This window comes from Streptomyces sp. NPDC043427, assembly GCF_056436655.1.
This window is the reverse complement of record NZ_JBWKCC010000008.1, coordinates 130738-150770: the sequence shown is the minus strand read 5'-3', so window position 1 is coordinate 150770 and position 20033 is coordinate 130738. Positions and strand designations below refer to the sequence as shown.

The 20033-nt window shown below is 71.0% G+C and carries 17 protein-coding genes; 4 read left to right on the top strand and 13 right to left on the bottom strand.

Annotated elements, in window-relative coordinates; translation table 11 throughout:
• Window positions 1-69: 69 nt before the first annotated feature.
• Window positions 70-1515, bottom strand: coding sequence for an aldehyde dehydrogenase family protein (locus AC067M_RS16510; protein ID WP_478697687.1), 1446 nt, complete (start codon window positions 1513-1515; stop codon window positions 70-72).
• A gap of 427 nt (window positions 1516-1942) precedes the next feature.
• Between AC067M_RS16510 and AC067M_RS16505 the strand changes: the two genes are divergently transcribed.
• On the top strand, window positions 1943-2323 hold the full coding sequence (locus AC067M_RS16505) for a hypothetical protein (RefSeq protein ID WP_478697686.1): 381 nt from the start codon (window positions 1943-1945) through the stop codon (window positions 2321-2323).
• A gap of 158 nt (window positions 2324-2481) precedes the next feature.
• Here the strand turns inward: AC067M_RS16505 and AC067M_RS16500 are convergent, their stop codons facing one another.
• The 3 genes from AC067M_RS16500 to AC067M_RS16490 all read right to left on the bottom strand — a co-directional run bounded on the left by AC067M_RS16500 (window position 2482) and on the right by AC067M_RS16490 (window position 7283).
• Window positions 2482-2901, bottom strand: a complete 420-nt coding sequence (locus AC067M_RS16500; protein WP_478697685.1) for a hypothetical protein — start codon at window positions 2899-2901, stop codon at window positions 2482-2484.
• A 122-nt stretch (window positions 2902-3023) separates the two neighbouring features.
• On the bottom strand, window positions 3024-4697 hold the full coding sequence (locus tag AC067M_RS16495; RefSeq protein ID WP_478697684.1) for a PucR family transcriptional regulator: 1674 nt from the start codon (window positions 4695-4697) through the stop codon (window positions 3024-3026).
• Between the two features lie 138 nt (window positions 4698-4835).
• On the bottom strand, window positions 4836-7283 hold the full coding sequence (locus AC067M_RS16490) for a type IV secretory system conjugative DNA transfer family protein (RefSeq protein ID WP_478697683.1): 2448 nt from the start codon (window positions 7281-7283) through the stop codon (window positions 4836-4838).
• 254 nt (window positions 7284-7537) lie between these two features.
• Here AC067M_RS16490 and gabT point away from each other — a divergent pair, with 254 nt between their 5' ends.
• Both gabT and AC067M_RS16480 read left to right on the top strand, forming a co-directional pair.
• On the top strand, window positions 7538-8872 hold the full coding sequence (gabT, locus tag AC067M_RS16485; RefSeq protein ID WP_478697682.1) for a 4-aminobutyrate--2-oxoglutarate transaminase: 1335 nt from the start codon (window positions 7538-7540) through the stop codon (window positions 8870-8872).
• 365 nt (window positions 8873-9237) lie between these two features.
• Window positions 9238-9915: a phosphatase PAP2 family protein gene (locus AC067M_RS16480; protein WP_478697681.1), complete on the top strand. Its 678-nt coding sequence runs from the start codon at window positions 9238-9240 to the stop codon at window positions 9913-9915.
• On the opposite strand, the gene AC067M_RS16475 is transcribed toward AC067M_RS16480, so the two are convergent.
• The 7 genes from AC067M_RS16475 to AC067M_RS16445 form a co-directional block, all read right to left on the bottom strand.
• Entirely contained in the window at window positions 9854-10348 is a 495-nt protein-coding gene (locus AC067M_RS16475; protein WP_478697680.1) for a bifunctional DNA primase/polymerase, read from the bottom strand. The two genes, AC067M_RS16480 and AC067M_RS16475, sit on opposite strands and share 62 nt — an antisense overlap.
• A gap of 132 nt (window positions 10349-10480) precedes the next feature.
• Window positions 10481-11899, bottom strand: a complete 1419-nt coding sequence (locus AC067M_RS16470; RefSeq protein WP_478697679.1) for an NAD(P)/FAD-dependent oxidoreductase — start codon at window positions 11897-11899, stop codon at window positions 10481-10483.
• 12 nt (window positions 11900-11911) lie between these two features.
• Complete coding sequence (locus AC067M_RS16465) at window positions 11912-12718, bottom strand: ABC transporter permease (RefSeq protein WP_478697678.1); 807 nt, start codon at window positions 12716-12718, stop codon at window positions 11912-11914.
• Window positions 12719-13648: an ABC transporter permease gene (locus AC067M_RS16460; RefSeq protein WP_478697677.1), complete on the bottom strand. Its 930-nt coding sequence runs from the start codon at window positions 13646-13648 to the stop codon at window positions 12719-12721.
• Window positions 13648-14796, bottom strand: coding sequence for an ABC transporter ATP-binding protein (locus AC067M_RS16455; RefSeq protein ID WP_478697771.1), 1149 nt, complete (start codon window positions 14794-14796; stop codon window positions 13648-13650). The genes AC067M_RS16460 and AC067M_RS16455 overlap by 1 nt, the downstream gene beginning before the upstream one ends.
• 5 nt (window positions 14797-14801) lie before the next feature.
• Window positions 14802-16049 (bottom strand): polyamine ABC transporter substrate-binding protein, encoded by a 1248-nt coding sequence (locus AC067M_RS16450; protein WP_478697676.1) that lies wholly within the window; start codon window positions 16047-16049, stop codon window positions 14802-14804.
• A 61-nt stretch (window positions 16050-16110) separates the two neighbouring features.
• Window positions 16111-17646 (bottom strand): gamma-aminobutyraldehyde dehydrogenase, encoded by a 1536-nt coding sequence (locus AC067M_RS16445; protein ID WP_478697675.1) that lies wholly within the window; start codon window positions 17644-17646, stop codon window positions 16111-16113.
• 205 nt (window positions 17647-17851) lie between these two features.
• On the opposite strand from AC067M_RS16445, the gene AC067M_RS16440 reads away from it, so the two are divergent.
• Entirely contained in the window at window positions 17852-18415 is a 564-nt protein-coding gene (locus AC067M_RS16440; RefSeq protein ID WP_478697674.1) for an NADAR family protein, read from the top strand.
• 54 nt (window positions 18416-18469) lie between these two features.
• On the opposite strand, the gene AC067M_RS16435 is transcribed toward AC067M_RS16440, so the two are convergent.
• Both AC067M_RS16435 and AC067M_RS16430 read right to left on the bottom strand, forming a co-directional pair.
• Window positions 18470-18922, bottom strand: coding sequence for a DUF4190 domain-containing protein (locus AC067M_RS16435; protein WP_478697673.1), 453 nt, complete (start codon window positions 18920-18922; stop codon window positions 18470-18472).
• A gap of 95 nt (window positions 18923-19017) precedes the next feature.
• A complete protein-coding gene (locus AC067M_RS16430; RefSeq protein ID WP_478697672.1) occupies window positions 19018-19713 on the bottom strand; it encodes a DUF4190 domain-containing protein in 696 nt (231 codons plus the stop codon).
• Between the last annotated feature and the right edge of the window lie 320 nt (window positions 19714-20033).

Below are 20033 nucleotides of genomic sequence, written 5' to 3'. Positions count from 1 at the left end.
GCCCTCTTCCGGGACCTTATCTGAAAATGGTTCCCATGTGCTAGAGGTCCCTTCGCGGGCAGGGGTGGACTAGAGGGCGAGCCCGGTGAGGACCAGCACCCGCTCGTAGGTGTAGTCGTCCATCGCGAACTTCACGCCCTCGCGACCCACGCCGGACTGCTTGACGCCGCCGTACGGCATCTGGTCGGCGCGGTAGGACGGCACGTCGCCGATGACGACACCGCCCACCTCCAGGGCGCGGTGGGCACGGAAGGCGACCTGGAGGTCGTGGGTGAACACGCCCGCCTGGAGGCCGTACTTGGACGCGTTGACGGCCGCGAAGGCCGCCGCTTCCCCGTCCACCTTCTGCACGGTGAGGACGGGCCCGAAGACCTCCTCGCAGGAGAGCGTGGTGGATGCCGGTACGTCGGTGAGAACGGTCGGCGCGTAGGAGGCGCCGTCGCGCTTGCCGCCGGTGAGCAGTTTCGCCCCGGCGTCGACGGCCTCCTGGACCCAGGTTTCCACGCGCTTGGCCGCGTCCTCGCTGACCAGCGGGCCGACGTCGGTCTTTTCGTCGGACGGGTCGCCGGCGACCTGGGCCTCGACGGCGGCGACGATGCGCGGCAGCAACCGGTCGTACACGGAGGCGTCGGCGATCACGCGCTGCACGGAGATGCAGGACTGGCCGCCCTGGTAGTTGGAGAAGGTGGCGATGCGGGTGGCCGCCCAGTCGAGGTCGGCGTCGCTCGCGTAGTCGCCGAGGACGACGGCCGCGCCGTTGCCGCCCAGCTCCAGGGTGCAGTGCTTGCGCGGCACCGAGTCCATGATCGCGTAGCCGACCTTCTCGGATCCCGTGAAGGAGATGACCGGAAGCCGCTCGTCCTGCACGAGCGCGGGCATGCGGTCGTTGGAGACCGGCAGGATGCTCCACGAACCGGCCGGGAGGTCGGTCTCGGCGAGGAGTTCGCCGATGACCAGTCCGGAGAGCGGGGTGGCGGGCGCGGGCTTCAGGATGATCGGCGCACCCGCCGCGATCGCCGGGGCGATCTTGTGGGCGCACAGGTTGAGCGGGAAGTTGAAGGGCGCGATGCCGAGGACGACGCCCTTGGGGAAGCGGCGGGTGAGGGCGAGGCGGCCCTGTCCTCCGGCGTCGGTGTCCAGCCGCTGCGCCTCGCCGCCGTTGAACCGGCGGGCCTCTTCGGCGGCGAACCGGAACACGGACACGGCCCGCCCCACTTCGCCTCGGGCCCACTTGATCGGCTTGCCGTTCTCGGCGGAGATGAGCCGTGCGATGTCCTCGGTGCGTTCGACGAGGCGGCGGCTCACGTGGTCGAGGGCGGCGGCGCGGACGTGGGCCGGGGTGGCGGCGAAGTCCTCGCGGACGGCGTGGGCGGCGGCGACGGCCTCCTCCACCTGGGCGTCGGTCGGCACGCTCACCTGGGCGACGAGCCGGCCGTCCCAGGGGGACGTCACGTCGAAGGTGTCCTCGCCGGTGACCTGGCGGCCGGCAAGCCAGAAGGCGTGGGTGGAAGTCATGTTCGGGTCCGGCCCTTCCGTCGGGGTGCGTGGTTCTCGGGGTCCACGGTAGGGGTGTGGGGGCGGAGGGTCGTTTGTCCGGGGTGGAGTAGTGGGGGGTTGCTGTGCGCCGAATTGGCACTGCGCGCCGGCGTGGGCATCCTGGGGCTCCGGGGAGGCACGCGCACAGCCCCACTCAGTGGCCGCGAGTACCTGCGCGTCCCCCAGGACAATTCAGGCCGTCAGCGGTCTGCGACCGACCAGCACGACGGCAACGAGAGAACGACCGCGCGCCACAGCATCACGTGCTCTGCCGCCGTGAGCCGTTCTGATGAGTCAGAAAGCGATTTGGCCGCATCCCGATGCCGACGAGTTGGTCGGCCCGGGCGGGCCGCGTCCTCTCTGTGACGCAGTACAGAGGGGACCAACGTGCCATCAGCACGGTTCAATGGGCGCAGAGAACCGTGCGGGAGAGGACGGTGACACGATGCGGGAATGGCTCTACCCAGTGGACCCGAAGACGGCGGACAGGGACGGAGAACCGCCCACGCCGGACCGCTACCTGAAGTGCGCCGAGACGGGACACACGCAGTACTGGGGGCTCAGGGTGAAGCGTCACATCAAGCCCGGTGACCGCCTCTGGGTGTACTTCAGACTCCCCCGTGGCATCGTCGCTGCCATGGCCGAAGTGGAGGGCCGACCGTACGAGATCCAGGATGACCCTGACGGGTTTCTGTGGGAGTTCCCCGCGGTGCCGAACCTCGACGCGACGCGTGCCCTGAACCGCAATCCCGTCCCGCTCTCGGCCCTCAGCAACCAACGGCCCTAAGGAGTTGGCGGAGTTTCTGACGCGGACCTGCTGACCTTTCTTCGGCATGCGGGCTTGTGATCGGCTGTAAGGAGTCGGCTCCGTAGCCACTGAGGTTTCAGCGAAATCATTTCGCGAAGCTGCTCTGTCTCGACAAGGGTCGACCGCGCGACGGTTCGTCATCGGTATGGCTGCCAGTCGTCCCGATAGGCAGGGGTGTTCGCGGTCAGTCGCCAGGAGCGGCTGCGCCGGGTCAGGGTCCAGGCCTCCGGCGCGTGCCGCGCGGCAACGATCCATGCAACGAGTTCGGGCAGGGCGTGCTGCCGCAGCGCGTGGCGGGCGGCGGCCCGTTCGGCAGCCGGAAGCGGGGCGACGCGGATCCGCACGCTGGACCACAAGGTGGGGTGGATGCCGCTGCCGTAGTTGGAGGAGATCGGTGGGATCCACTCGACGTGCAGGAGAGTGCCGTCGCTGTGTGGGCGGTTGTCGAAGACCAGTTCGGTGGCACTGGTCACCTGCTCACCGAGAGCGGCGCGGATGTCCGATGTGGTGAGCGGCCACGACAGATCGCGCGGCAGGCGGCGGTTACGGGCGGGCATGGGCCTCAGAGTGACAGATGCCCTGGTGGCAGCGCGTGTTCTTTTCGATCGGACCCGCCGCGCTTGCCGGCCGGGGTTCTGGGGGCGGAGCCCCCAGGGGCGCCCTCACCAGCACAGGGTGCCTATTCCGCCGACGTGGCCTTCAGCGCCAGCCACAGCTCCATCCGCGCGTCCGCCTCGTCCAGCGAACGCCCGAGGATCTCCTCCACGCGCCGCATCCGGTACCGCAAGGTATGCCGGTGCACACCGAGGTCCGCGGCGGCGGCGTCCCACTGGCCGTGCCGGGACAGCCACGCCCGCAGGGACGCGACCAGGTCCCCCCGCCCGGTCGCGTCATGCTCGTTCAGCGGACGCAGCAACCCGTCCGCGAACGCCTTCACCGCGTCGTCGGCGAGCAATGGCACCACGGACCCCGCCGCCAACTGCTCGTGCTCCACCAGCACCCGCCCCCGCCGCCGGGCGACGGACAGGGACTGCTCGGCCTGCTTGTAGGCCGCGGCCGCGGCGATCGGCCCGGCCGGCGTGGACACGCCGACTACCAGTTCGGCCTCCTCGCCACCCGCCACCTCCCGTACGTCCCCACCGGCCCGCGCCGCCTCCAACGCCGCCGCGTACTCCGCGCAGGCGGCCACCGCGGCGCCCCCGTCCGCGGCCAGCATCACCAGCCGCTCCCCGTCCGGCACGACGAGCACGGCCTCCCCGGCGCGCGCCGCCGCGGCCTCGGCGACCTCGCCGAGCCCGCCCAGCGGATCGCCCCCGGCGTCGGCGGCGGCCAGCGCGGCGGCCGACGGCTTGGCGGCGGGCACGCGCGCGCGTGTCTGCCCCTCGGCGTGGGCCCGGGCGGCCGACGCGGACGCCGATTCGGCGACGATCACCCGGAACGGCGCGTCCAGCAGACCGCCGTAGAGGCTGCCGGCCACCGCGCGGGCATGGTCCGGTTCGCCCGCGAGCAGCATGCGCAGCACCGCCGCGCCCACCCGCTGTTCCGCCTCCTGGAGCGACCGCGATCGTTCCGTCGTGAGGGTCAGCAGGGCGATGGCCGAGTGGACGGCGTACCGCTCGGCGGTGCCGGGGGCGGCCGCCGTGCCGACGGCGAGCGCGGCGCGCGGGCGGCGCCCGGTGCCGAGGGAGTGGAGTTCGACGCGGTCGTCGTTCTCGGGTCCGCCGACCACGGAAGAGGCCGGTGCGGGCCGCTCCCGCAGCCGCTCGACGTCCGCCGTGAGGCGCGCGGCCCGCCGCCCCGCCCACTCGGGCGCGGCCGCGACGACGGCACCCGAGGCGTCGTAGAGCGCGGCCCAGCCGTCGACCTGGGCGGCGAGTGCGGCGAGCAGCCCCTCGGGGCCGTCGGTGAGCGTGTGCCTCGTCAGTTCGCGCTGGGCGGCGAAGCCCGCCGTGACGGCCCGGTACTGGTCGGCCGCGATCGCCGCGGACACCGCCTTGCTGATCGCCAGGAAGGGGGTGCGGCGCGGCACCTCGAGCAGCGGCAGTCCCTCCTCGCGGGCCGCGTCGACGAGGGCCTTCGGAATCTCCTCGTAGTTGACCCCGACGGCGAAACCGAGTCCGACGACGCCCGCCGCGACCAGGCGCTTCACATAGCGCCGCATCGCCGCGGGGTCCTCCGCGTCCAGCTTGAGCGCGGTGATGAGCAGCAGCTCCCCGCCCTCCATGTAGGGCACGGGGTCGGCGAGCTCGCTGACGTGCGCCCAGCGCACGGGCACGTCCAGGCGGTCCTCGCCCGCGCGGACCGTCAGCTTGAGCGCGGAGTGGTGGACGAGCGAGGCGAGCGTGGGAGGCATGGGGCCTTCATGTCGGTGAGAACTCTGTGACCTTTTGGCCGCCACGTATGAACGACCTGTGTCGATTCTGCCTCACCGTACGGTCCCGGCGTGACCCCACGGCCGACCCCATCCGCCGTCATGGCCGGAACGTGACGCTCAGCCACGCAGGTCCAGCAGCAGCGGCGGCGCGTGCTCGCCCTGGACCGTCGTCAGCGACAGCACCGCGTGGCCGGGCGGCACCTGGTGGGCCAGTTCGGACGCCGACCAGCGCTCCCGCTCGACCTGGCGCACGGTCACCGCGTCCGTGGTCACGGCCTTGCCGGTGACGAGCTTGCGCAGGGCGTGGAGGGCGCGGGTCATCGGCTGGTCGGCGAAGACGGTGTGCTTGGCCACGTCCCGTGTCTCCACCCACTCGGTGCCCCAGGCCTGGGCGAACCGGCCGCCGTCCCACGTCGTCACGCCGGAGAACGCCATCCGGCAGCCGACAGCCCCGTACAGCGGGCCGTGCAGCGCCTCCGGGACGTCGGCGATGCTGCGCAGGGCGAGGACGACACCGGCGTTCTGGGAGCGCATGCGCTGGATGCGGCGCACCGAGTCGGTGGTGACGGCGCCGGTGGCGTCGTCGAGGAGCAGACAGGCGAAGTGGGGGCGCCGACCGTCCCGTACGACGGCGGCGAACTGGGCGAGGACGAGCCGCGTGATCAGCCGGGCGGCCTCCTCGTGGCCCTGCTCGGGCAGGTCGATGCGGACCCGCAGCGGGTGGTGGGCCGTCGAGCGCAGCGAGAACAGCCGGGGCCCGTCCTCCCGGGCCCTTTCCCCGCCCCCGCCGAAGAAGCTCTCGAAGGCCGGCCGGTTCAGCAGGGCGAGTCGGTCGGCGAGGGCGCGGCCCGCGTCGCCGGGGGTGCCCGCCTGGCGGACGCGGGCGTCGAGTTCGCGGCGCAGCACGGCGTGCTCGTCGCCCGTGAGGGCGTCGCGCAGGGCGGACAGCGCGGTCGGCTCGCCCTCCAGGAGTTCGCGCAGCACCGGCAGGGCCGGGAAGCGGCCGTGGACGGCGCGGTAGGGGGCGAGCAGCTGGGCGAGGGCGGTGGCGGCGCTCTGGCCGGTGACGGTGTCGAGGTCGCCCACGAGTCCTTCGGCGAGGAGGGCGGCGGCCTCGTCGGGGTCGTCGCTGTCGGCGTACGGGTCCAGGTCGTGGGTGGAGGCGCGGTCGCCGAGCCGCACGATCACGTCGAACGTGGCGTCGGAGGCGAGCGGGCTGCCCGCGGCGGAGACCGCGACGAGGGCGCACTGTCCGGTGAGGGCCTGCAGGGCCAGCGCCTCGGTCAGGGGCTCGATCAGGTTGCGGGTCTTGCCGGAGCCGGAGGGTCCGACCGCGAGGAGCGAGGTGCCCAGCACCTCGGGGCCGAGCGCCGCGCCCGCGTCGTGGTAGGCGCGCGGGGTCCGCTCGGCGGGCGTCCACCGTCCGATGCGGACCTGGCCGGCGAGCAGGTCGTGGCGGGCGGTGCGGTGGGGCAGGTCGCGGGCGCCGGACGGGTGGGTCCAGGCCGCGCCGCCCTGTCGGAGCACGGTGTCCCGGAAGGCGGCGAGGTTCGCGCCGCGCCGTGCCGCGGCCCAGGCGTGCTCCACCCGGGCGCAGTCCACGTCGTTCATCCGGCCGCCCGCCACCTCGGCGGTCAGCAGGTCGGCCGCCTCGTACTGGCCGGCCTCCCGCAGGTCGGGCCACTGCGAGCGCGGCAGGTCGGGGGCGGGTGGCGCGGTGGGGTCGCGGTGGGCGCGCCGGGCGGCGAGCCAGGCCTTCGCGTAGCCCCACCAGCCGCCGATCCGGGCGAACGGCCACACCACGAGCAGGGTGACGAGGGTGTAGAGGAGGTTGGTGTACAGCTGCGACTGGAACAGTTCGTAGCCGCCGGAGATCAGCACGACGAGGGAGAAGACGGGGTCGACGACGGGCAGGGCGTCCCAGCCGACACCGGGGAAGGCGTTCGGGAAGACCAGACTCAGCGCGACCAGCGCGGCCAGGGCGGCGAGCAGCGCCCGCGCGGGCTGCGGTCGGCGTCCGATGAAGTGGCGCAGGACGTCGGGCCAGCTGCCCAGGTGGCCGGCGGCGTAGACGAGCACGGCGAAGAAGACGCCGTCGTAGACCACTCGGGCCTCGGCGCCCTCCATCCCCTTGGGCGAGACGGTGCCGGTCCACCACCAGTCGTCCGGGGTGAACAGCTTCAGCAGCACCCACTGGTAGGGCATGCCGCCGTCGCGCCACAGCGACCACAGCAGGAGCGCCACCGCCAGCGGGATCAGCAGGCCGACGATGGTGACCGGGGCCAGCCGCTCCGCGGACTGCGCGGCCTTGGGCAGGCGGTATCCGTGACGCCAGATGCCGGGCTGCACGGCGGGCCGGGGCGCGTCCAGCCAGTCGGCGACGGCCGTACGCGACGGCGCGCCCTGCGGGTGTTGCCCACCGAGCGGAAGCTGTCCGCCCTGCTCGGCCCCCTGCGGCGCGCGGGCCGGCCGCGGTGGCACCGCGGGCGGGTTCGGCGGTGCCGCCGGGCGCGGCACAGGATTCGCATGCGTACCCCGCGCGTCCTGCGTCCCGTCGCTCTCCATCGGGCTTGCCCCCTGACCTGCCGTTCCGTCCACCGTCAGCGAGTCAATCTAACGTGGTCCCCTGGGGAGTTCACCGCTTACGCGGCCGATGCGGCGGGTAAGCGCCCCGGCGGCGCCATGTCCACCACGGACAACCGGATGCGCCGACAACGCCCACATGGAGCATGCCTCCACCCGTCCCCCGGTTCTAGCCTGCGGGAAAGGAAGGCAAGCATCCGCACGTCCCCCGTCCGCGAAAACCCCTGGAGCCCCTCATGACCGCACTTCCGCAGGAGCGCCGCGTCGTCACCGCCATCCCCGGCCCCAAGTCGCAGGAGCTGCAGGCCCGCCGCGTCGCCGCGGTCGCACAGGGCGTGGGCTCGGTGCTGCCCGTGTTCACCGCGCGCGCGGGCGGCGGCATCATCGAGGACGTCGACGGCAACCGCCTCATCGACTTCGGCTCCGGCATCGCGGTCACCAGCGTGGGTGCTTCCGCCGAGGCCGTCGTACGCCGTGCGTCCGCGCAGCTCGCCGACTTCACCCACACCTGTTTCATGGTCACGCCGTACGAGGGCTACGTGGAGGTCGCCGAGGCCCTCGCCGAGCTGACCCCGGGCGACCACGCCAAGAAGTCGGCGCTGTTCAACAGCGGTGCCGAGGCCGTCGAGAACGCGGTCAAGATCGCGCGTTCGTACACCAAGCGCCAGGCGGTCGTCGTGTTCGACCACGGCTATCACGGCCGTACGAACCTCACCATGGCACTGACGGCGAAGAACATGCCGTACAAGCACGGCTTCGGCCCGTTCGCGCCCGAGGTGTACCGCGTGCCGGTGGCCTACGGCTACCGCTGGCCGACCGGCCCGGAGAACGCGGGTCCGGAGGCCGCCGCGCAGGCCATCGACCAGATCACCAAGCAGGTCGGCCCGGAGAACGTGGCCGCGATCATCATCGAGCCGGTGCTCGGCGAGGGCGGCTTCATCGAGCCGGCCAAGGGCTTCCTGCCGGCGATCAGCCGGTTCGCGAAGGACAACGGCATCGTCTTCGTCGCCGACGAGATCCAGTCCGGCTTCTGCCGCACCGGCCAGTGGTTCGCCTGCGAGGACGAGGGCATCGTGCCGGACCTGATCACCACGGCGAAGGGCATCGCGGGCGGTCTGCCGCTCGCCGCCGTCACCGGCCGCGCCGAGATCATGGACGCCGCGCACGCGGGCGGCCTCGGCGGCACCTACGGCGGCAACCCGGTCGCCTGCGCGGGCGCGCTCGGCTCCATCGAGACCATGAAGGAGCTCGACCTCAACGCCAAGGCCAAGAACATCGAGGCGATCATGAAGGCGCGTCTGGCCGCCATCGCCGAGAAGTTCGACGTGATCGGTGACGTGCGCGGCCGCGGCGCGATGATCGCCATCGAGCTGGTCAAGGACCGCACGACGAAGGAGCCGAACCCGGAGGCGACCGCCGCCCTCGCCAAGGCCTGCCACCAGGAGGGCCTGCTGGTCCTGACCTGCGGCACCTACGGCAACGTGCTGCGGTTCCTGCCCCCGCTGGTGATCGGCGAGGACCTGCTGAACGAGGGCCTCGACATCATCGAGCAGGCCTTCGCGCGCATCTGATCGCGGGGCCTGGTGGGGCGAGCGGCAGAGCGTGTGAAGAAGGTGTGCGAGGTGGATGTCGGGAGGCGGATGTGCCTGTCGTAGCGCCATTCACTGCCGTAGGTTCTACCGAGATGAGAGATACACCCGCTCACAGGGGACTGTGGGCGAACCCCAGGCCGGGGCCTCCCCAGCTTCGACCTGGTCGTGCCCTCGCGCACACAACCGGGACCTGACGGCTCCGGATCTCCTCACCGATCGGACAGTCGCCCGCCCCAAACCCCCCGGGGCGCGCGACGTTCCGATCCGGACGGCCACCCCGGAACCACCCCCCTGTTCCGGGGTGGCCGACCTCCTTCTCCGCTTCGCCTGACAGGCTGGGGCCCATGTCCCTCGCCGTCCTCCTGCTCGGCTCGCCGGCCCTCCTGTTCGCCCTGATCACCTGGCAGGTCCTCGCCGACGGGCCGTTGCTGCGCGCCGACGAGCACGTGAGCCGTGCCCTTCTCCACCCGGACCGCCTCTCCGATTTCCTCTCCGACCTCGGAAGCGTCGCAGTCGCGGTCCCGGTCCTGGTCGTCGCCATCGGCTATGCGGCCTGGCGAGGACGCTCCACGGGGACGGACCGCTGGTGGCTGCCGCCCGTCGCGGCGGCCGTCCTGATGGCGCTGGTTCCGGCGCTGGTCGTACCGCTGAAGGACTGGACCGCCCGCCACGGCACCTCCGTCATGCCGCCGGGCATCGGCTACTACCCCTCCGGCCACACGGCCACGGCCGCCGTCGCGTACGGCTGCGCGACCCTGCTCCTGCTCCCCTGGCTGCGCTCGGCCCTGATCCGCCGCGCGCTCGTCGTCTCCTGCGTCGCCCTGGTGCTGGGCGTGTCCTTCGGGCTGGTGAGGCGGGGCTATCACTGGCCCCTGGACGTCGTGGGCAGTTGGTGCCTGTGCGCGGTACTGCTCGGCGCCTTGCGGCTGCTGCTCACTTCCCGTGCGCACCCTCGCCGCCTCACTCCTCCCACTGCGCCCGGTCCCGCCTCGACTCCCTCTGCCGCCTCCCCTCCCTCGTGACCAGCTCCGCCGCCGCCTCGTGCATGGCCAGTTCGAGGAGCGAGGGGTCGGTGAGGGTGCCGGAGCCGTCCGGTGCCACCAGCCAGCGCACTCCGCCGGTCGAGCGGCCCGGGTGCGGTACGACGATCCAGGTGCCGGCCCCGGCCGTACGGATGCCTGTGCCGAGCCAGCAGGCCGCGATGCCCGGCGGCACGAAGAACCCCATGCGGGCGTCGCCGAAGTCGACGAGCACCGGGCCGGGTCGGTCGAGGATGCGGGTGAGCACGTCCAGGGTGGGGTGGCCGAGGTCACCGGGCAGGATGAGCACGTCCCAGGCCCTTCCCGCAGGCAGCAGAGCGACCCCTTGGGGACTGCGCTCCCACTCCCAGCGGCAGGCCTCGGGATCCGGTGCGGCGGATGCGAGCCACTCGACCGCCGTCTTCGCCCCAGTCATGGCGGGGACCTCCCTGATCTTTCGCGGTTCTCGTGGCCGCCTGAGGCGTCACGAGCGTCACGAGGAGAGAGGGAGGTCCCCGGCAGGCATTACGCGGGTTTGCCCCGCCTGATCACGTGACCTGGATCACAGTCAGCTGTCGAAGCCCAGCCCCAGCCGGTCCATGGTCCGCAGCCACAGGTTGCGCCGCCCGCCGTGCGCGTCCGCCCGGGCCAGCGACCACTTGGTGAGCGCGATCCCGGTCCAGGCGAACGGCTCGGGCGGGAAGGGCAGTGGCTTCCTGCGCACCATCTCCAGCTCGGTGCGCTCCGTACGCTCCCCCGCCAGCAGGTCCAGCATCACGTCCGCGCCGAAGCGGGTCGCGCCGACACCCAGGCCCGTGTAGCCGGCCGCGTAGGCGACCCGGCCGTGGTGCGCGGTGCCGTAGAACGCTGAGAAGCGCGAGCAGGTGTCGATCGCGCCGCCCCAGGCGTGGGTGAAGCGGACGCCCTCGAGCTGCGGGAAGCAGGTGAAGAAGTGCCCGGCCAGCTTGGCGTACGTCTCGGGGCGGTCGTCGTATTCGGCGCGCACCCGGCCGCCGTAGGGGTAGACGGCGTCGTAGCCGCCCCACAGGATCCGGTTGTCGGCGGACAGGCGGAAGTAGTGGAACTGGTTGGCGCTGTCGCCGAGGCCCTGCCGGTTCTTCCAGCCGATCGAGCCGAGTTGCCCGGCGGACAGCGGCTCGGTCATCAGCGCGTAGTCGTAGACCGGGACGGTGTACGCGCGGACGCGTCTGACCAGGTTCGGGAAGATGTTGGTACCGAGCGCGACCTTGCGGGCGCGGACCGAGCCGTACGGAGTGCTTACGGCCATGCCGGCGCCGTACGACTTCAGGGTGAGGGCGGGTGTGTGCTCGTGGACGCGGACGCCGAGCCGCAGACAGGCCTGTTTCAGGCCCCAGGCGAGCTTGGCCGGATGGAGCATGGCCACGCCGCGGCGGTCCCACAGGCCCGCCTCGAAGGTCGGTGAGTCGACCTGTTCGCGGACCGCGTCGGCGTCCAGGAACTCCACGCCGTCGGCGAGGCCCCGGCGCTCCATCTCCTCGTACCAGTCGCGCAGTTCCCACGCCTGGTACGTCTCGGTGGCGACGTCGATCTCGCCGGTGCGCTCGAAGTCGCAGTCGATGCCGTGCCGGGCGACGGCCTTCTCGATCGCGTCGAGGTTGCGGGCGCCCAGCTCCTGCAGCTTGTGGATCTCGTCCGGCCAGCGGGCGAGGCCGTTGGGCAGGCCGTGCGTGAGGGAGGCGGCGCAGAAGCCGCCGTTGCGGCCCGAGGCGGCCCAGCCCGCCTCGCGGCCCTCCAGCAGGACGACATCCCGTCGCGGATCGCGCTCCTTGGCGATGAGCGCGGTCCACAGCCCGCTGTAGCCGCCGCCGACGACCAGCAGGTCGCAGGTCTCGGCGCCGGTGAGCGCGGGCTCGGGGTGGGGTTTGCCGGGGTCTTCGAGCCAGTACGGGACCGGCCGGGCGTCGGAAAGTGCTTTCGTCCAACGGCTCATGGCGCTTGGGGCCATGATTTCAACTCCCTACAAGTGCGATGCTCTTCTGTTGCGGCGGTTTCCGATGACCATGGAGGTCAGCACCAACAGCACGGCGACGAGGAACATGGCCGTGCCGATGACGTTGATCTGGACGGGCGTTCCGCGCTGTGCCGAGCCCCAGACGAACATGGGGAAGGTGACGGTCGAGCCCGCGTTGAAATTGGTGATGATGAAATCGTCGAAGGAGAGCGCGAAGGCGAGCAGCGCACCCGCGGCGATTCCGGGGGCCGCGATGGGCAGGGTGACCCGCAGGAACGTCTGCACCGGTCCGGCGTAGAGGTCCTGGGCGGCCTGCTCCAGCCTCGGATCCATCGACATCACGCGCGCCTTGACGGCCGTCACGACGAAGCTGAGGCAGAACATGATGTGCGCGATCAGGATCGTCCAGAATCCCAACTGCGCACCCAGATTGAGGAACAGGGTCAGCAGCGAGGCCCCCATGACGACCTCCGGCATCGCCATCGGCAGGAAGATCAGCGAGTTGACGGCACCCCGCGCGCGGAATCGGTAGCGGACCAGCGCGAACGCGATCAGCGTGCCGAGGAGGGTGGCGCCGAGCGTCGCCCAGAACGCGATCTGGAGGCTGAGCGACAGCGAGCCGCACAGGTCGGCGACACCACACGGGTCCTTCCAGGCGTCCAGGGAGAACCGCTGCCACTCGTAGTTGAAGCGCCCCTTCGGTTTGTTGAAGGAGAACACCGTGACGACGACGTTGGGCAGCAGGAGATACGCGAGCGTGAGCAGTCCCGCGATGACGACGAGATTTCTCTTGAGCCAGTTGACGAAGGGCATTTAGACCAGATCCTCCGTCCCGGACCTGCGGATGTAGAAGGTGACCACGAGAAGGATCGCGGCCATGAGAAGGAAGGAGAGGGCCGCCGCCGTCGGATAGTCCAGAATCCGCAGGAACTGCGTCTGGATGACATTGCCGATCATGCGGGTGTCGGTGGAGCCGAGGAGTTCGGCGTTGACGTAGTCGCCGGCCGCCGGGATGAAGGTCAGCAGCGTGCCGGAGACCACGCCCGGCATCGACAGCGGGAAGGTGACCTTGCGGAAGGTCGTGACCGGCCTCGCGTACAGGTCACCCGCCGCCTCGTGGAGCCGCCCGTCAATCCGCTCCAACGAGGTGTACAGCGGCAGGATCATGAACGGCAGGAAATTGTACGTCAGACCGCACACGACGGCGAGAGGCGTGGCCAGTACGCGGTCGCCGGCCGTCCAGCCGAGCCAGTTGGTGACGTCGAGGACGTGCAGGGTGTTGAGCGCGCCGACGACCGGGCCGCCGTCCGCGAGGATCGTCTTCCAGGCCAGGGTGCGGATCAGGAAGCTCGTGAAGAATGGTGCGATCACCAGGATCATGATCAGGTTGCGCCAGCGTCCCGCGCGGAAGGCGATCAAGTACGCCAGCGGGTAGCCGAGCACCAGGCACAGCACGGTCGCGGCGGCCGCGTAGGCGACCGAGCGCAGGAACTGCGGCCAGTACTCGCTCAGGGCGTCCCAGTAGGTCACGAAGTGCCAGGTGACCTTGTAGCCGTCCTCCAGGGAGCCCGTCTGCACGGACGTGGAGGCCTGGTAGATCATCGGCAGCGCGAAGAAGACCAGCAGCCAGAGGATGCCGGGCAGCAGCAGCCAGTACGGCGTCCAGCGGCCCCTCCTGCGCGGGGGCTTCTTCTCCGGTGCCGGCGGCGCGAGAGGCGGTGGCGCCTCGGTGAGGGTCGTCATCAGGCCGCCGCCCCCTCGTCGACCCCGGCGTCGATGTCCTGAGCCGCGTCCAGGCCGAAGGTGTGGGCCGGGTTCCAGTGCAGGACCACCTCGGCGCCGGGGACGAGCCGGGCGTCGCGGTCGATGTTCTGCGCGTAGACCTCGAACTCGGGGCAGACCGGGCTGTCGACGACGTACTGCGTGGAGACGCCGATGAAGCTGGAGTCGGCGATGCGGCCGGTGACGCGGTTGCGGCCCTCGGCTATCTCGCCGGCGTCGTCGGCGTGGGTGAGGGTGATCTTCTCGGGGCGTATGCCGACGAGCACCTTGCCGCCGGTCGTCGTCGGCGCGGAGCAGCGCGCCTCGGGCAGCACCAGCTTGCCGCCGCCCGCCTTCAGGACGATGTCGTCGCCGTTTCTGGTGTCGACCTCGGCCTCGATCAGGTTGGACGTGCCGAGGAAGTTGGCGACGAACGTGGTCTGCGGGTTCTCGTAGAGGTCGGTGGGCGAGCCGAGCTGTTCGACGCGGCCCGCGTTCATCACGGCGACCGTGTCGGCCATCGTCATGGCCTCCTCCTGGTCGTGGGTGACGTGCACGAAGGTGATGCCGACCTCGGTCTGGATGCGCTTGAGTTCCAGCTGCATCTGGCGGCGCAGCTTCAGGTCGAGGGCGCCGAGGGGCTCGTCGAGGAGGAGCACCTTGGGAGTGTTGATCAGCGCACGGGCCACGGCGACGCGCTGCTGCTGGCCGCCGGAGAGCTGGTGCGGCTTCTTGCGGGCCTGCTCACCGAGCTGGACGAGCTCCAGCATGTCCTCGACCTGCTTCTTCACGCTCTTGATGCCGCGCCGGCGCAGACCGAAGGCGACGTTCTCGAAGATGTCGAGGTGCGGGAAGAGGGCGTAGGACTGGAAGACCGTGTTCACCGGCCGCTTGTACGGCGGCAGCGCGGTGACGTCCTGGTCGCCGAGGTGGACGGTCCCGGAGGAAGGTTCCTCCAGCCCTGCGATCATCCGCAGGGTGGTGGTCTTTCCGCAGCCGGAGGCGCCGAGCAGGGCGAAGAAGGAGCCCTGCGCCACGGTCAGGTCGAGCGGGTGTACGGCGGTGAAGGAGCCGTAGGTCTTGCTGATCCCGGAGAGACGGACGTCGCCGCCGCTGTTGGTCGTCTTCATCGTCGTCACGCCCCAGTGAGCTTCGCGAACTTCGCCTCGTAGGCCGTCTCTTCCTTCGCGCTCAGGGAGCGGAAGGCGTGGGACATCGCCTGCATGGCCTTGTCGGGGATGATCAGCGGGTTGGTCGCCGCATCCTCGTCGATCTTCGCAAGCTCGGCCTTCACTCCGTCGACGGGACAGACGTAGTTGATGTAGGCGGCGAGCTCGGCGGCCGGACGCGGCTCGTAGTAGTAGTCCATGAGCCGTTCGGCGTTCGTCTTGTGACGGGCCTTGTTGGGGATCAGCATGTTGTCGCTGGACGTCAGATAGCCGCTGTCGGGGATGACGAAGTCGACGTCGGGGCTGTCCGCCTTGAGCTGGACGACGTCACCGGCCCAGGCGATACAGGCGGCCAGGTCGCCCTTGGCGAGGTCGGACGTGTAGTCGTTGCCGGTGAAGCGGCGTATCTGGCCGTTGTCGACGCCCTTCTGGAGGCGGGCGATCGCGGCGTCGTAGTCGTCGTCGCTGAACTTCTCCGGGGCCTTGCCCATGTCGAGCAGGGTCATGCCCATGGTGTCGCGCATCTCGGTGAGGAAGCCGACGCGGCCCTTGAGCCGGGGGTTGTCGAGCAGGTCGGAGACCGACTTCACCTCGACGCCGTCGAGGGCCTTCTTGTTGAACGCGATGACCGTCGAGATGCCCTGCCAGGGGTACGAGTAGGCGCGACCCGGGTCCCAGTCGGGGCTGCGGAACTGCTGGGACAGGTTGGCGAAGGCGTGCGGCAGCAAGGACGGGTCCAGTTTCTGGACCCATCCCAGGCGGATCAGCCGGGCGGCCAGCCAGTCGGTGAGGACGATGATGTCGCGCCCGGTGTCCTGGCCCGCGGCGAGCTGCGGCTTGATCTTGCCGAAGAACTCGTTGTTGTCGTTGATGTCCTCGGTGTACTTGACCTTGATGCCGGTGCGCTGGGTGAAGGCGTCCAGCGTGGGGTGGTGCTTGCCGCTGTCGTCGACGTCCATGTACTCGGTCCAGTTGGAGAAGGTGATCGTCTTCTCCTTCGCCGAGTGGTCCTCGGCGGACGTGCCGCCCTCGGTCTTGGCGGCCGCGGGGATCCCGCAGGCGCTCAGCGTCCCCAGGCCGCCCAGCGCCAGCGCTCCGCCCGCGGAGGCGCGCAGCAGCGAACGGCGGGTCATGGCGGCCCGGCCGCTTCGCAAGCTGCGCCTGATGGCGGCCACTTGGGCCGGGGACAGGCGTTCGGGCTCGTACTGCTCCATGCGCGTGGTTGCCCTTTCAAGGGAGCGGCCGTGGTCGGCGGCCTGTCGCTGCTGTCGGTGCTTATCTGTCCCCGAAGACGGTGCGGTGCCATTCCTTGCGGACCACCGCGGTGTTGTCGAACATGACGTGCTTGATCTGGGTGTACTCGTCGAACGAGTACGCGGACATGTCCTTGCCGAAGCCGGACGCCTTGGAGCCGCCGTGCGGCATCTCGCTGATGATCGGGATGTGGTCGTTGACCCACACGCACCCCGCCTTGATCTCGCGCGTGGCCCGGTTCGCGCGGTAGACGTCCCGGCTCCACGCGGAGGCCGCGAGGCCGTACGGGGTGTCGTTGGCGAGGCGGATGCCCTCGTCGTCGGTGTCGAAGGGCAGGACGACGAGGACCGGGCCGAAGATCTCGGACTGGACGACCTCGCCGTCCTGGGGTGCGTCGGCGATGAGGGTGGGCCGGTAGTACGCGCCCTTCTCGAGGCCCCCTCCTGGCGCCTCACCGCCGGTGACCACGCGCGCGTAGGCACGCGCACGGTCGACGAAGGCGGCGACCCGGTCGCGCTGGGCGTGCGAGACCAGCGGGCCGAGGTCGGTGCCGGGCGCGAAGGGGTCGCCGAGCCGGACGGTCTCCATGAGGGCCGCCGTCCTCTCGACGAATGCCTCATAGAGGGGCCGCTGCACGTACGCGCGCGTGGCGGCCGTGCAGTCCTGGCCGGTATTGATGAGCGCGCCCGCGACCGCGCCGTGGACGGCCGCGTCGAGGTCGGCGTCGTCGAAGACCACGAAGGGTGCCTTGCCGCCCAGCTCCAGGTGGAGGCGCTTGACGGTGGCGGTGGCGATCTCCGCGACCCGCTTGCCGACGGCGGTGGAGCCGGTGAAGGACGTCATCGCCACGTCGGAGTGGCCGACCAGGTGCTCCCCTGTCTCCCTGCCGGTACCGGTGACGATGTTGATCACGCCGTCCGGGATGCCCGCGTCGGTGGCGGCCTGGGCGAAGAGCAGAGAGGTGAGCGGGGTGAGTTCGGCGGGCTTCAGCACGATCGTGTTGCCCGCCGCGATCGCCGGGAGGATCTTCCAGGCGGCCATCTGCAGGGGGTAGTTCCAGGGCGCGATGGAGCCGACGACGCCGATCGGCTCGCGGCGCACATAAGAGGTGTGGTCGCCGGAGTACTCGCCCGCGGACTGCCCCTGGAGATGCCGGGCCGCACCCGCGAAGAACGCGGTGTTGTCGATCGTGCCGGGGACGTCGAACTCGCGGGTCAGCTTCAGCGGCTTGCCGCACTGGAGCGACTCGGCCCGGGCGAAGTCCTCGGCGCGGTCGGCGAGGACCGCGGCGAAGCGGTGCAGGGCGTCGGAGCGCTCGCCCGGCGTGGCACCCGCCCAGCCCGGGAACGCCTCGCGCGCGGCGGCGACGGCCGCGTCGACGTCGTCGGCGCCCGCGAGGTCGTACGTGAAGACCTCCTCGCCGGTGGCCGGATCGACCACGGTGTGGGTGTGCCCCGAGGTGCCCTTCGTCAGGCGGCCCGCGAGGTACTGCGCGCCGTCCGCGAAACGCTCCTGGGCGGGAAATCGGTCCGGGGTGGCGGTGCCCGGGTTCTGCATGTCGCTCTCCTCGCCGCCGCCCCGTCCGGGGGCGGGTGACGTAGCTCCAGCTCGATTTGAGTGCCGATCCTGACAGAGCCGTGCCACTGCAACAAGGGATTCCGTTGTTGCCTTTTGGTTACGCGACGGAATCTGTCGACCAGGTGTCGAGTCGGCACGGAAAAGAAAGGACGGAGTGTCAGTGGTGCGTGCCAGACTCGCCGGCATGGGAAAGATCGATTCTTGGGACACCCTGCTCGGGGAGGTCCGCGCGGGGGCGAGGGTCAAGTACCTCCATTTCTGGGGGCACCGGCCGCGGCCCGACGGGCGGGTGGGCGCGAGCTGCCTGAGCCAGTGGTGGCCGTCGCCGTTCACGGTGGACGGGGTGGAGTACGCGACGGCGGAGCACTGGATGATGGCCTCGAAGGCGCGGCTGTTCGGGGATGCCGAGGCGCAGCGGCAAGCCGTCGCCGCCGCGAGCCCCGCGGTCGCCAAGAAGGCCGGGCGGCTGGTGCGGGGCTTCGACGAGTCCGTGTGGGAGCGGGAGCGGTTCGGGATCGTCGTCGAGGGCAGCGTCCACAAGTTCGCCGCGCACGCGGACCTGCGGGAGTTCCTGCTGGGGACGGGCGGCCGGGTGCTGGTCGAGGCCAGCCCGCTGGACCGGGTGTGGGGCATCGGGCTCGCCGCGGACGACGAGCGTGCCGGAAACCCCGAGCACTGGCGGGGGCCGAACCTGCTGGGGTTCGCGCTGATGGAGGCGCGGGAGCGGTTGCGGAGCCAGGTGGCATGAGAAAGGGCCGGCCCATGGGCCGGCCCTCCGCTGACATACGCGCGTGGGCGCAGGTCAGGCCATGCTCATGACGCTCGCGAAGAGCAGCAGCCCCAGCAGCGGCAGGATCACCGTGGCCACGATGCCGCAGACGAGCCCCGCGGTCGCCGCGCCCTTGTTCGTCGCCTCCCCGCGGTTGGCCTTCCCCCGGCCGACTGCGCCGAAGATGATCGCCAGGATCCCGAGGATGACCCCGAAGAACCACAGGAAGAAGGTCACGCTGCACACCACGCCGATGATGCCCAGCACCAGTCCGGTGGTGCCCATACCGTTACTCGGCTGCGGGTGCATCCCGTAGCCGGGCGCCTGCGGGTAGCCAACCGGAGGCGCGGCCGGGTAGGACGGACCCTGGTTCGGATAGCCGTAGCCCGGGGTGGGCTGCTGGCCGGGCTGCGGATAGGCGTATCCCCCCGCCGGCGGCTGGGACGGCGGTCCGAACCCACCGGGGCCGGGATTGGTGTCAGACATGAACTGCTCTCCCCTCGTTGACAGCCAGCATCGTAGTGGCCCAGCTCACCGCGGGGGAAAGCGTTTGGGGAGCTTGCGAAGGTACCCGCCGGTACTCAGCGGTTCACGGGTGCGGACACCGACACGGCGGGCTGGAAGGCGCCGTAGTAGTCATCGTCGTCGTAGTTCGAATCGTCGTTGATCGCAGCCGTGATCCCGATCGCCAGCAGGACGATCACGGCGACACCGAGGACGATGCCGATGACGCCCATGATCAGGCCCGCCTGGGCCTGGCCGTGGTTGTTGGCCTCGCCGCGCTCAGCCTTGCGGCGGCCCTTGACCCCGAAGACCACGGCGAGGATGCCGAGCACGAGCGAGACCACGCCGTACAGGCAGAACAGGCAGCAGGACAGGATGCCCAGCACCATCGCGGCGAGGCCCATGCCGTTCTGCGGGGCCATCGGCATCCCGGACCAGCCGTAGCCCTGCGGGTAGCCGGGGTAGCCGTATCCGCCGGAGGTGGCGGGACCCGTGGGGGCGACGGGCGGGGGCGGCACGCCGGGGCCGGGGCCGCCGACGGGAGGCGTCGCACCGGGCGGAGGGTAGCCGGGCGGGGCGTAGTTGGCCGAGGTGGGGCCAGGGGCGGCGAAACCGTCGGTCGGCAGGGCGGCCATCGTCGCCTGGTCGTGCACGGACGGCGGCTGCGGGGCGCCGGGCGTCTGGTCCTTGCTCAGGGACGGCCTGCTCTCGGGCGGCGCCCAGGGGTCGTGACCGCCCCCGGCATCCCCGCTCGGCTGCGCTGCGTCTGTCATGTCCGTCCCCCTTGTCGATCGTCCCGCCATGCTACGGCCTCACCACACACGCTCGAATGCCTGGTCCCACCGCACCTCACCGCCCGGGGACGACCGCACCTCACTGCTCGGGACGACCGCACCTCACCGCGAGGTTCCACACCCGCCACCGCATCCCCTCGCCGTCTCACCCTCTCGCCCCCTCGCCGTCTCACCCTCTCGCCGTCTCGCCGTCTCGCCCTCTCGCCCTCTCGCCCCCTCGCCCTCTCGCCGTCTCGCCGTCTCGCCGTCTCGCCGTCTCGCCGTCTCGCCCTCTCGCCCTCTCGCCGTCTCGCCCCCTC